Source organism: Pseudarthrobacter sp. TRD_SC_9 (assembly GCF_055361265.1).
In genome coordinates this window covers 725,790-737,652 of the sequence record NZ_CM143956.1, presented here as the reverse complement: position 1 = coordinate 737,652, position 11,863 = coordinate 725,790, and the positions used below count along the sequence as shown (strand labels likewise).

General features: G+C 63.7%; 12 protein-coding genes. 7 read left to right on the top strand and 5 right to left on the bottom strand.

Translation table 11 applies throughout. The annotated features are described in order from the left end of the window. Positions 1 to 30: 30 nt before the first annotated feature. A complete protein-coding gene (locus ACWA13_RS03540) occupies positions 31 to 648 on the bottom strand; it encodes a YdeI/OmpD-associated family protein (RefSeq protein WP_463936800.1) in 618 nt (205 codons plus the stop codon). 175 nt (positions 649 to 823) lie between these two features. On the opposite strand from ACWA13_RS03540, the gene ACWA13_RS03535 reads away from it, so the two are divergent. The 4 genes from ACWA13_RS03535 to tgt all read left to right on the top strand — a co-directional run bounded on the left by ACWA13_RS03535 (position 824) and on the right by tgt (position 4,663). Next, positions 824 to 1,363, top strand: a complete 540-nt coding sequence (locus ACWA13_RS03535) for an NUDIX hydrolase family protein (protein WP_463936799.1) — start codon at positions 824 to 826, stop codon at positions 1,361 to 1,363. 87 nt (positions 1,364 to 1,450) lie between these two features. Then, a complete protein-coding gene (locus ACWA13_RS03530; RefSeq protein WP_463936798.1) occupies positions 1,451 to 2,479 on the top strand; it encodes a DUF6707 family protein in 1,029 nt (342 codons plus the stop codon). A gap of 60 nt (positions 2,480 to 2,539) precedes the next feature. Next, on the top strand, positions 2,540 to 3,265 hold the full coding sequence (locus tag ACWA13_RS03525) for an SRPBCC family protein (protein WP_463936797.1): 726 nt from the start codon (positions 2,540 to 2,542) through the stop codon (positions 3,263 to 3,265). Between the two features lie 105 nt (positions 3,266 to 3,370). Continuing rightward, on the top strand, positions 3,371 to 4,663 hold the full coding sequence (gene tgt, locus ACWA13_RS03520; RefSeq protein ID WP_463937814.1) for a tRNA guanosine(34) transglycosylase Tgt: 1,293 nt from the start codon (positions 3,371 to 3,373) through the stop codon (positions 4,661 to 4,663). 92 nt (positions 4,664 to 4,755) lie between these two features. On the opposite strand, the gene ACWA13_RS03515 is transcribed toward tgt, so the two are convergent. Further along, complete coding sequence (locus ACWA13_RS03515) at positions 4,756 to 5,523, bottom strand: queuosine precursor transporter (protein ID WP_463936796.1); 768 nt, start codon at positions 5,521 to 5,523, stop codon at positions 4,756 to 4,758. A gap of 171 nt (positions 5,524 to 5,694) precedes the next feature. Here ACWA13_RS03515 and ACWA13_RS03510 point away from each other — a divergent pair, with 171 nt between their 5' ends. Beyond that, positions 5,695 to 6,561 carry a hydroxymethylpyrimidine/phosphomethylpyrimidine kinase gene (locus ACWA13_RS03510; protein WP_463936795.1) on the top strand — a complete coding sequence of 289 codons (867 nt, stop codon included), beginning with the start codon at positions 5,695 to 5,697 and terminating at the stop codon, positions 6,559 to 6,561. On the opposite strand, the gene ACWA13_RS03505 is transcribed toward ACWA13_RS03510, so the two are convergent. Further along, the gene (locus ACWA13_RS03505) at positions 6,558 to 7,151 is read right to left on the bottom strand and encodes a TetR/AcrR family transcriptional regulator (protein ID WP_463936794.1); all 594 of its coding nucleotides are present in this window, start codon (positions 7,149 to 7,151) and stop codon (positions 6,558 to 6,560) included. The two genes, ACWA13_RS03510 and ACWA13_RS03505, sit on opposite strands and share 4 nt — an antisense overlap. A 107-nt stretch (positions 7,152 to 7,258) precedes the next feature. On the opposite strand from ACWA13_RS03505, the gene ACWA13_RS03500 reads away from it, so the two are divergent. After that, the gene (locus ACWA13_RS03500; protein WP_463937813.1) at positions 7,259 to 7,537 is read left to right on the top strand and encodes a hypothetical protein; all 279 of its coding nucleotides are present in this window, start codon (positions 7,259 to 7,261) and stop codon (positions 7,535 to 7,537) included. A gap of 14 nt (positions 7,538 to 7,551) precedes the next feature. On the opposite strand, the gene ACWA13_RS03495 is transcribed toward ACWA13_RS03500, so the two are convergent. Both ACWA13_RS03495 and ACWA13_RS03490 read right to left on the bottom strand, forming a co-directional pair. Continuing rightward, positions 7,552 to 8,838 carry a serpin family protein gene (locus ACWA13_RS03495; protein ID WP_463936793.1) on the bottom strand — a complete coding sequence of 429 codons (1,287 nt, stop codon included), beginning with the start codon at positions 8,836 to 8,838 and terminating at the stop codon, positions 7,552 to 7,554. A 7-nt stretch (positions 8,839 to 8,845) separates the two neighbouring features. Next, the gene (locus ACWA13_RS03490) at positions 8,846 to 10,333 is read right to left on the bottom strand and encodes a helix-turn-helix domain-containing protein (RefSeq protein WP_463936792.1); all 1,488 of its coding nucleotides are present in this window, start codon (positions 10,331 to 10,333) and stop codon (positions 8,846 to 8,848) included. Positions 10,334 to 10,497: 164 nt separating this feature from the next. Between ACWA13_RS03490 and aceA the strand changes: the two genes are divergently transcribed. Next, positions 10,498 to 11,841, top strand: coding sequence for an isocitrate lyase (gene aceA, locus ACWA13_RS03485; RefSeq protein ID WP_463936791.1), 1,344 nt, complete (start codon positions 10,498 to 10,500; stop codon positions 11,839 to 11,841). Positions 11,842 to 11,863 lie beyond the last annotated feature (22 nt).

Sequence of the window (11,863 nt, the reverse complement as noted above, 5' to 3'; positions counted from 1 at the left end):
AGAGGCAGTGGGCGCCTGTGTCCCCGCCGTCTAGCCTGGTTCGCTTTCCAGCTGCCCTGCGGGCTTTTTCTTCTGCGGAAACGGCGCCTCACCGCGGGCCAGCATCTCCACAAATCCGGCGATTTTCCGGGCCCGGGTTTCTGCCCTCTTGACCGAGTTAGTGCGGTAGATCAGGGCGTAGCGGTTGACGCTGGTGAGGACGTCAAACATGGCCTGCGCCACCGGGACCGCGGCTATCGCCGCCGCCAGGTCCTCCGGAACTTCAGCAGTGGCCTGCCCGGAATATGCGGCGTCCCAGCGGCCGTCGGCTTTGGCACTGTCGACGGCGGCACGGCCGGCGTCGGTCATCTTGCCTTCGGCTTCAAGCCGGGCTACATGGCCCACATTAATCAGCGACCAAGGGCTCTTGGGCCCCCGGCGGGTCATCCTCCGAAAGCTGGTGTCATCGTCTCGCTTTCTGGACTGGCCGTCGATCCAGCCGAAGCACAGGGCTTCATCCAGTGCGGCCTTGTAGTCCAGTTCCGTGGCCTGGCCGCCTTTCTTGTGCAACGCCAGCCACACGCCGGGGCTGGTGGCATGGTTTTCAGCCAGCCAGGCGCGCCACTCATGGGCGTCTCTCACCAGAAGTTCGCTCAATTCAATGGCCATGCCACAAAGGCTACTCCCAGCCCCTGACACGCTCCGGAAGCCAACCGGCCCGCACCACCGTTGCGTAACGAGTGACGAATGGCGGGCGGCGAGCCAATGCCGCTGAGGCCGCCGCGAAGTAGATTATCCCGCCACTCGATGGGGCGGCCGGGCCTCATGGGGTAGAACTTAACCCATGAACGTTCGAACCCCCGACCCCAATCCAGGCTGGCTTTCGCAGGAGGACCTCTTCGAAGCCCGCGGACGGCTCCCCATGGTTTACGTGGAGGCGGTGCCCGTTAGGCTCGATCCCTTAGGGTTCGTCAACGAAGTGGGCACACTGCTGCAGGGTGACCAGGATGGCAGCATGGTCCGCTCGCTCGTTTCCGGGCGTGTCCTGTACCGCGAGACCATCCGTGCGGCCCTGCTCCGGCACCTGGAAAAAGACCTCGGTCCGCTCGCGTTCCCGCAGCTTCCTATCAGTCCGGTTCCCTTCACGGTTGCCGAATACTTTCCAGCGCCCTCGCAAACGGGGTTCACCGATGACCGCCAACACGCCGTGGCGCTGGCCTATGTTATTCCGGTGACCGGCGAGTGCGAGCCACGCCAGGACGCCCTGGAACTCACCTGGATGACCCCCGACGAGGTGCTCAGCGAAGGGGTCCAGCAGGAATTCGTTGGCGGCCGCGGGGCCCTTGTCCGGCAGGCGTTGAGCTTTGCCGGAGTCGGCTTCTAGGCGCATCCGCCCGGCCCGCGTCCCCGATTTCCGGGGTGCCGCTTTGTAGACTGGTGGGCGGACCGCAAGAGAACCAAAGGATTTCCGATGACTCAAACCCCAGCCGAACCGCAATACCGGAACCAACAGGCTGGAACCCTGGGCATAGGAGACCGCCTGCTTCTTCCGGATGCCGTCTCCAGCGCCGAAGTCCAGGAAATCCACATTGATGCGGACGACTACGGCACCCCCGCAATCGTCGTCGCCACGCTCGTGGATGGCCGGACCGTCCGCATCGCTTCGGGTTCCGAAGTCAAGATTGTCCAGGAAACGCACGACGCCGTGACCCCCCTTTTCACCAAGGGGAACCTTGATGGAAGTGAGGGTTCGCCGGCGGGACTGCCTGCCGAGGGGCAGGACAGCGACGGGCAGGACGGCGAGGGAGCCGCGACAGCGCCTGCCGCCGTCGTCGTCCCCCCTCTTCCTGTGGCCGCACCTGCAGTCCCCATCGCGACCGAGGTGGAACTGGCCCTGATTCCTGAGCCTGCCGGCACACCGGAGTCCGTGGTGGAGTCCGTGGCTCAGAACCATCAGGATTCGATCGGCGTCCTGCTGCTGGCGGACAAGCTGGCCAAGGGGATTAACCCAAAATCGGGCAGTTGCCTCAAGGACCTCAGCGACCTTTCCCATGAGCTGTTCATCACGCTCAAGGACGGTGACGGCGCGCTGGTTGTGGCGGATCTACTCAACGTGCTGCCCTACGACGGGAATCCGGGGCGCTGGGCCTCGGTGCAGGCGTCGCTGGCGCTGTCCAGCTACATCTGCAGGCAGGATGGGCAGCCGGAGCGGGCCGCTGTGTACGAGAAACTGCTCCGGAGCCCGGAATCCCGCGAGACTGACCCGTTCAAGGCGCGGATGAACGCTAAAGTCAGGCAGCGTTCACTCAACGAGCCCAATCTGTACGACAAGGAAATATTCCGTTCGATCGACAACTCCAACCACGATGCCGAACGTGAATGGCGGCTTCTCCGGCTGGAATCGTTGTTGTTCCTGCGTGCCCATGGTGGTTCGGAGACCTTCGGGGCCGGAGAGCTGGAGCGCCGGATTGCCAATGAGCTTGAGGCCGTGCGGGGCTGATACCGACCGGGCAGGAACCAACCCTTACAACGGGCATCGCTTCAGTTGTAGATTCGGGCTATGACTAACAAACTGAGCGTAGTAATCAATGCTGACGCGCGGCAGGTCTGGGAAATGCTGCGTGAACCGGCCAAGGTTGCCCAATGGCACGGCTGGGATGCTGACAGCCTTGCCGCCGAGATCAACGAGATCTACTTTAACGACGATGTTGTTGAGGCCTCTGACCATACGCAGTTGACCATTCACGGCGGCGATGTCTTTGAGCTGGAGCCGGTACCGGAAGGCACTTTGGTCAAAGTCACCCGGGCCGGTGTGGACCATAACTCGGAGTGGGCGGCCTGGGACGAGGACATCACCCAGGGCTGGCTGACGTTCCTCCATCAGCTCCGCTTCGCCTTGGAGCGCCATCCGCACGGCAAGCGGCACACCTTGTTCTTCGAGTTCCCGGGCGGGTCCGGATCCACTATCGACAAGCTGGGCCTCTCCGAAACCCCCGAACCGGGCGAACCCTATGAGCTGACGCTGGCCACCGGCGAGGAGATCTCCGGCAAGGTCTGGTTCCGCAGCCAGCACCAGATAGGCCTGACCGTCCACAGTTACGCGCAGCACGGGGACGGTTTGCTGATTGTGGCGGACCAGCCGGTCATCGAGAACGTCAGGCCTGACGGCGGTGCCATGGTCATTGCTTCCACGTACGAGCTTGGGGCCCACCAGCTGGGATCCATCCAGTCGCTGTGGGACGGGTGGCGGGCTGAGAACTACCCCACATCTCAAGCTGCCCGCTGAGGGATCGGCACGGTTTGCTGGCAGACTGGAACCGTGCCAGCCGAACCTGCTTCTTCTCTTGCCCCCGCCGTTTCACCTGCCGTTCCGGCCTCGTCAGGGTCCTCCCTGACCACGGATTCCCCGGTGGCACCCGCTGGTTCTCCGAGGCAGTCCGAGTTTTCGTTCACCGTAAGAACCAGGCTGTCCGAAAGCTGCACGCCGTCCGCTGCCCAAGTTGACGCCAATGGCGGCGAATTCCTTGGCCGCACGGGCACCATCACCACCCCGCACGGTGAGATTAGGACGCCAGCCTTCATCGCCGTCGGAACCAAGGCCACCGTCAAGTCCGTGCTTCCGGAGTCCATGGCGGAGCTCGGCGCCCAGGCCCTCCTGGCTAACGCCTACCACCTGTATCTCCAGCCCGGCGCGGACATCCTTGATGAGGCCGGCGGGTTGGGCGCCTTCATGAACTGGAGCGGCCCTACCTTCACCGACTCCGGCGGGTTTCAGGTGATGAGCCTCGGCTCCGGGTTCAAGAAGGTCATCGACATGAAATCCGTTGATGCTTCGGGACCCGACGACGCCGTAGCTCCCGGCAAGGAGCGCCTGGCCCATATTGACGACGACGGCGTCTGGTTCAAGAGCCACCTGAACGGCGACCGGCACCGGTTCTCCCCTGAGATTTCCATGCAGGTCCAGCATCAGATCGGCGCGGACATCATGTTCGCCTTCGATGAGCTGACCACCCTGCAGAACTCCCGCGGCTACCAGGAAGAGTCGCTGGAGCGCACCCGCCTGTGGGCGTTGCGCTGCATCGAGGAGCACTTCAGGCTGACATCCTCGCGCGAGGGCAAGCCCTACCAGGCGCTGTTCGGTGTGATCCAGGGCGCCCAGTACGAGGACCTGCGCCGCAAGGCCTGCCGGGACCTGGGCGCCATGCCGTTTGACGGGTTCGGCATCGGCGGCGCGCTGGAGAAGGAAAACCTGGGAACGATTGTGCGCTGGTGCAATGAGGAACTTCCGGAGAACAAGCCGCGCCACCTGCTGGGTATCTCCGAACCGGACGATATCTTCACGGCCATCGAAAACGGCGCCGACACCTTCGACTGCGTCTCCCCAACCCGTGTCGCCCGTAATTCAGCGTTCTACACCCCTTCCGGGCGGTTCAACCTGTCCGGCGCCAAATACAAGCGCGATTTCGGCCCGCTGCAGGATGGTTGCGACTGCTACACCTGCACCAACTACTCCCGCGCCTATATCCACCACCTGTTCAAGGCCAAGGAGATGCTCTCCGCCACCCTGATTTCCATCCACAACGAGCGCTTCGTGGTGAAAATGGTGGACGACGCCCGCCTGGCCATCGAATCCGGCACCTTCTTCGACTTCAAGGCCCAGACCCTGGCGCAGTACTACTCGTAGGCGCCCGAGGCGAGTGCCGCCGTCGGGCTCGCCGGTCCTCCGTGGCGCCGGGGTGGCAGCGTTCCAGCGAGCCCGGTGAAACGGCGGGACTATCAGGAACTGACGACGCCGTAACTCGGCTCGCGCTTCTTGACCCACCCGATGACCAGGGACGTTACGGGAACGAAGAGGAACTCGACGAGGGTCTTGTAGACGAAGCCCACCAGCACGTAGTTCAGGAACGTCGCGAAGTCGGTGATGCCGATGACTGACGCCGCGATGCTGCAGAAGATCAGCGTGTCCACGAATTCGCCGGCACCTGAGGAACCCATCAGCCGCGCCCACAGGGACTTCTCGCCGGAACGGGCCTTCATCTTCACCAGGATCCAGGAGTTGATGGTCTGGCCCGCCAGGAATGCCAGCAGCGAGGCGAGCACAATCTGCGGTACCGGGCCAAGGGCTCCTTCGAGGGCGGCCTGCTTGGAGATGCCGAACTCGTCGTCAAAACCCGGCAGGGCGATGATGATCCAGAAACAGAGCGACGCGAACACCGACAGGGCGAACGTGGTGAAGATGGCCTTGCGGGCAACCTTGAAGCCGTAAACCTCGCTGATGACGTCGCCAAGGATGTAGGCCAAGGGGAAGAGGAAGAAGCCGCCGTCAGTGATGATCGGCCCGATTGCAACGCCCTTGGACGCGCCAATGTTGGAGAGGATCAGCACCACCGCCATGACCGCCAGCATGATTCCAAAGTATGGCGAGCCGATCGAGGCAAACTTGACGCCGCTCCCGACAGAAGCTGCACGGGCGGCAGCGGGTTCAGGGGCGGAGCCGGTGTTGACGGCTTGGGGCAGGGCGTCAGAGCCCGGGGATGAAGGCATGGGGATTGTCCATTCGTAGTGGTTCGCTCGGTACCCGGATCATCACGCGGCACCGGCTGTATTAGCACTGGTCGGACAATTCTCCCACGCGGGGCCCGCGAAGGAACCCGATGACAACGTCGGGCTTGTTTCCGAACCCGGCACCGTGCCTTCGGATGGCAGGATAGAACCATGACTTCTGTACCAGCTGCAGCCGCATCCACCCTGTCCGCCCCCGCTCTTCCTGCTGTGGTCCTGACCATCGCAGGCTCCGAAGCCACTGGCGGCGCCGGCGCCCAGGCGGACCTGAAGACCTTCCAGGAGCTTGGCGTCTTCGGCATCGCCAACCTGACGTGCATCGTCTCCTTCAACCCGTTGGACAACTGGAACCACCGCTTTGTGCCCGTGGACCAGCAGGTCATCGCGGACCAACTGGAAGCTACGACGGCGGCATACGGCGCCGGGTCCGGCGCACCGACAGTAATGGACACGGTGAAGATCGGCATGCTGGGCAGTCCTGCCACCATTTCGACGGTGGCCGATGCACTGTCCGCAGGCGCATTCACCAACGTGGTTCTGGACCCGGTCCTCATCTGCAAGGGCCAGGAACCGGGGCACGCCCTGGACACGGACCAGGCCCTCAAGGCGCAGATTCTCCCGCTGGCCACGTTCGTCACGCCCAACCACTTCGAGGCCGAATCGCTGTCCGGGTTGGTGATCACCGACGTCGAATCCCTCAAGGCCGCAGCCGTGAAGATCCATGAGCTGAGCGGCGCAGCAGTCCTCGCCAAGGGCGGGGTGCGGCTGGAAGGCCCAAACGCCGTCGACGTCTTCTACGACGGTGAGACGCTGGAAGTCCTGTCCACGCCCAAGATTGGCGAGGTGGCCGTCTCAGGTGCCGGGTGCTCACTCGCCGCGGCCGTGACCGCCGAACTGGCCAAGGGCGCCACTCCGCTGGAGGCCGCCCGCACTGCCAAGGAGTTCGTTACGGCGGGCATCAGAAACCGCGTGGCCTCGGGCGCTCCGTTTGACGCACTGTGGCAGGGCGGCGCCCGCTAGGACGCAGCCTCGGCGAGCAGCGCTTCGGCCATGAGGGCTGCCGTCCGCACAATAAAGGCACGACGCCGGCCCGCCCGGTCCGGCGCATCCCCCGCCATCAGCGCGTCCACCTGCGGCAGTGCTACCCAGGCATCGCACAGCGTCACGACGGTAAGGAGCAGCTCGGCCGCGTCAGCCCGGTGGATGCCGGGCAGGACTGACTGGACCTGGCCTACCTTGGTGGCGCAATGATCTGCCCTGGTGGCGCGGTCCACAGTGTCCCGGCCGCGCTCCAGGCCCTCCCAGAAGAGCAGCCGCGGCAGCACGCCATCCCTGCTGTGCCGGTCAAAGAGGCGGCCGGCGTAGTCGCCGAAGGCTGCCGGCCCATGCCCCTGGATTGGCACCTCTGTCATTACCCGGACCATTTCTGCCGCCAGGACGGCATCGAAGAGATCGTCTTTCTTACCGAAGTACTGGTAGATCCGCTCTTTGTTGACGCCGGCAGCAGCTGCGATCCGGTCCACGCGTGCGCCGGCCAGGCCCTTATCGCTGAATTCGGCCGTGGCAGCGGTTAGCAGCAGTTCCTTGGTGCGTTCAACATTCCAGGCCATGAACCCATCTTACGCATTCCCAACTAACCAGTTGCACTTGGGCAATGGCGGGACTAGAGTCGCATTCATCAAATGCAACTAGACAGTTGGAGATTGTCGTGAACAGCATGCCCAGCCCCGAATCCACCACCCTCGCGGCAGACGCTCCCGCCCCAGCACCCAACGGACCGTCCATCCACATCCGGGCCGTCATCACCTGGCTGGCCATTTTTCCGCTGGTTGCGATCGCCATGATGGCTTCAGCACCGTTCATGGAAGGGTGGCATCCGGTACTGCGGTCCTTTGTGCTCACACTGGTAGTGGTTCCGGCGGCCGTCTACGTGGTGGTGCCCCGGCTCTTCGCGGGCTACGGTGCCCTGATGCGCCGGCGCAGCGCCAGACGTTAGGGCGCACCACGCAACTATCGCGGGTCGCCGATCTTCCCCATAAACAATGGCATGCCGGTCTCCAGATGAACTATCTGGTACTCGAACGGCCTATCGAAACTAATGCTCACGTCAGGTTCAACAACCCCGCTCACCTCCATGGCGATCTGCGTTACAGCGGCGGCAACTGTGCCCTTTTCGGCAACGGTGATGTTGGCGGCCTGGGCGGCGGCGCTGACAAAAGCCCCACGCTGGATGTTGTCGAAGTCTGTGGTGGTGGACAGCATGGTGTCCAGGCCCAGTTCCCGCAGGACCTTCATCAGTTCGAACTTGCTCTCGTGGTCCCACTTGGGCAGATCAAGAGCAACGTTCGACGGCGTCACGCCCTCCAGTGCGTCAGCCACCTGCCCCAAGGCATCGGCGTCGAGAACCTGCTGCGCCGCATCGGCGTCCGGCAGGATCAACCGCATGGCGAAACCTTCCGCATACGGCAGGTCGATGGCCCGCCAGCCGTCACCTTCGGCATAGGCGGCCCGCACATACCCGGCCATGGTGGGCACGTCCACCGTTTCACCGCCCGCCGTGGTGAACGGGAGCTCAGCAGTGGCCTCGGGCTCGAACGGCGCGTCCCAGGCAGCAGCCAGGTACAGGGTATTGAGGAGCGTAAGGGTGAAGTTTTGCTGGTACCGCACCGGGGCCTTCTTGATGCGGCCGCCGGTATGCTCTTCCACCCAGGAATCGATCGTCGGCTCAGTAACGGCCTGGTCGGCAAAATCCACACGGTACACGCCGGTGCCGTAGTGCCTGGCCAGGACGTCCAGATACTCCTCACCGGTGGGCACGTCGCGGTCAATGAACAGCCCGTTCGCGGGATGCATCACCGGTTTGCGCGGCGGGTCCTCCTCGTCCACCGAGGAGGGGTCGCCGTCGTACTTTTCCAGGGAGGCGAGCAGCGCATTCATCCCCCCGTCGCGTTTCTCCGGAAGCCCCAGCACCTGGTCCATTTCGACGGCGGTCTCACCGGAAGCACCTGCCCGCAGCATGGAGAGCGCGATCAGCAGGCTGGCCGGCGAGGCCACCACGTTCCCGACGGTACTACCGCCGCCGTCGGCAAGAAGGGCGCTTCCCAGCTTGAGGGACGACTGCCGGAAAGCCTCCAGTTCGGCCGTGTAGTCCTCCGTAGAAACTGATAGGCGCTCGACGTCGGCAATCTCCAAAGCGGGTGGTGTGGAATGCGGCACGGCGGGCGGGGCCGACGAACAGGCAGTCATCGAGGCAGCAGCAGCCACAGCGATGATCCTGGCAAGATTCCTGGTGCTCACGGTTTCCTCAGCTTCCCGAATGCGCTTGCAGGAACGAATAAACCTCGGTCTCGTCCACCCCGGGGAACGCACCCGGCGGCATCGCGGCCAGGAGGTGCGAGTGGGCCCGGGCGGACGGCCACGCGTTGCCGGCCCATTCCGAGGCCAGTTCCATGGGCGGGCGTTTGCAGCAGCTTTCATCCGGGCACAGTGACTTGGAGCGTTCCGTGGTGTCCCTGCCACGGAACCACTTCACGTGCGCGTACGGGACCCCGACGGAAAGGGAAAACTCGCCGTTTGCTGAGCGCTCAGTCCGCGCAGTGCACCAGTACGTACCGGAAGGGGTGTCCGTGTACTGGCTGTAGGCACTGAACTTGTCCGGCACGTCGAAGACCACCCGCGACGTCCACTGCTTGCACGACGGCTGGCCCTCAATGGCACCCGTGTGATCCTGCGGGAACGTCACGCCGTCGTTCTCATATGCCTTGTAGATAATGCCGCTCTGGTGCGTTTTCTGGAAGTGTGTGCGGATGTCCAGGTGCTGGGTGGCGAGGTTGGTGAACCGGTGCGCCGCCGTTTCATAGCTCACAGCGAAGGCGTCCCGGATGTCTTCCACAGCAATTTCCTTGGCCTGCTTGGCACGCTGCAGAAACTCGACAGTAGCTTTCTCCGGCAACAGGAGTGCCGCAGCGAAATAGTTGGTGGCAACGCGCTGCATCAGGAAATCGGCATAGCTGGACGGCGTCTGGTGGCCCAAGACGTAGTGGCCCAGGGCCTGCAGCAGCACCGAACGGGGGTCGTGATCGCTGCGCCCGCCCTGGGTCAGGTAAATTCGGTGATTCTTAAGGTCCGTGACCGAGCGGGTGGAATGCGGCAAATCGCTCACGTGGTGGAGGGTGAAGCCCAGGTGCCCGGCGATATCCGCGATCACGTGCTGGGACAGCGGACCATGGGTATGCCCGACGCCGGCAAGCACCTTTTGCGCCTCCGCCTCGTATTCGGGGAAGTAGTTGTTCCGCTCCCGCATCATGGCGCGCAGCTCACTGTTCGCCCGGCGGGCTTCCTCGGGGGTGGCGATCTGTTCATTCAGCTTCCGCTCAAGCTCCTGCTGCAGGCCCACCATGGACTCCAACACATCCATGGGAAGCCGCGAGCTGATACGGATTTTGGGCAGATTAAGGGACTCGTAGAGCGGGCTGCGCTGGTAGCGTTCCAGCTCGATTTCCAGGGCCGCGCGGCGGTTGGGCGGCTCTGCTCCTAACAGCTGGTCGATGCCTACGTTCAGGGCCGCGCCGAGCTGCTGGAGCAGTCCCAGCTTGGGCTCACGCTTGCCGTTTTCAATCAGGCTTAACTGGCTGGGCGCAGTCCCGACGGCGGCACTCAAGCCGTCGAGCGTCAGCCCGGCTTCCTTACGCAGGTGCCTGATGCGGCGGCCCAGGCTGATGGCGTCCAGATCTGCGGAGGATGCGGACGACGCGGTGGCTATGGCGGTGCGGTTCCAGCTTGAAGGCGACATTTATGAAGAATACGTGAAGAAGTGCGTTTCTTTCCATACTTTTGGTCTATCTAAGGGGTTGTAAGTGCTGAAAAGTAGTGATTAGCAAAGAGTTTCCCAAGCTCAACCACCGGAACCGACAAGCTCAACCACCGGGACAACCGGCATAAACAAGGAGATTACCGATGACTGCAGCATTTGAGCCCACCCAGCAGCCTTCCGGCCAGGACGCAACTTCACAGGCCGCCGCACTGGAGCTCGAGTGGGCTGCCAATCCCCGTTGGGAAGGTGTGACCCGAGACTACAAGGCAGCGGATGTGGTCCGCCTCCGCGGCCGCGTGACCGAAGAGCACACCCTGGCCCGCCGTGGCTCGGAGAAGCTGTGGAAGCAGCTCACCGAAGAGCACGCCACCGGCCAGTACACCAACGCCCTTGGCGCACTCACCGGAAACCAGGCCGTCCAGCAGGTCAAAGCAGGCCTGCGCGCCATCTACCTTTCGGGTTGGCAGGTTGCCGCCGACGCCAACAACTCCGGCCACACCTACCCGGACCAGTCGCTCTACCCGGCCAACTCGGTTCCCACCGTGGTCCGCCGGATCAACAACGCACTGCTGCGGGCTGACCAGATCGAATTCGCCGAAGGCATCCAGACCGTTGAGGACTGGCTGGTCCCGATCGTCGCCGACGCCGAGGCCGGCTTCGGCGGCCCGCTGAACGCCTACGAACTCATGAAATCCATGATCCAGGCCGGCGCCTCCGGTGTGCACTGGGAAGATCAGCTGGCTTCGGAGAAGAAGTGCGGGCACCTCGGTGGCAAGGTCCTGATCCCCAGCCAGCAGCACGTCCGGACGCTCAACGCCGCCCGGCTCGCGGCCGACGTCGCCGGTACCCCCTCGGTGATCATCGCCCGCACCGACGCCGAAGCAGCCACTCTCATCACCTCCGACGTTGACGAACGGGACCAGGAGTTCATCCTCCGTGAAGGGGGTCAGCCGGTCCGCACTGCCGAAGGCTTCTACAAGGTCCGCAACGGCATCGAACCCTGCATCGCCCGCGCTAAGGCCTACGCGCCGTACTCGGACCTCATCTGGATGGAGACGGGCACCCCGGACCTGGAGCTGGCCCGCAGGTTTGCCGAGGCCGTCAAGGCCGAGTTCCCGGACCAGATGCTCTCCTACAACTGCTCGCCGTCGTTCAACTGGCGCAAGCACCTGGACGACGCCACCATCGCCAAGTTCCAGCGCGAACTCGGTGCCATGGGCTTCACCTTCCAGTTCATCACCCTGGCCGGTTTCCACGCTCTGAACTACTCGATGTTCGACCTCGCCCACGGTTACGCCCGCGAAGGCATGAGCGCCTACGTCGAACTCCAGGAAAAGGAATTTGCCTCCGAATCCCGCGGCTACACCGCAACCAAGCACCAGCGCGAAGTCGGCACCGGCTACTTCGACGACATCGCTACCGCGCTCAATCCGAACGCGTCAACACTCGCCTTGGTGGGATCCACCGAAGAAGGCCAGTTCCACTAATCCCCAGCCGCCCCCTCCACTC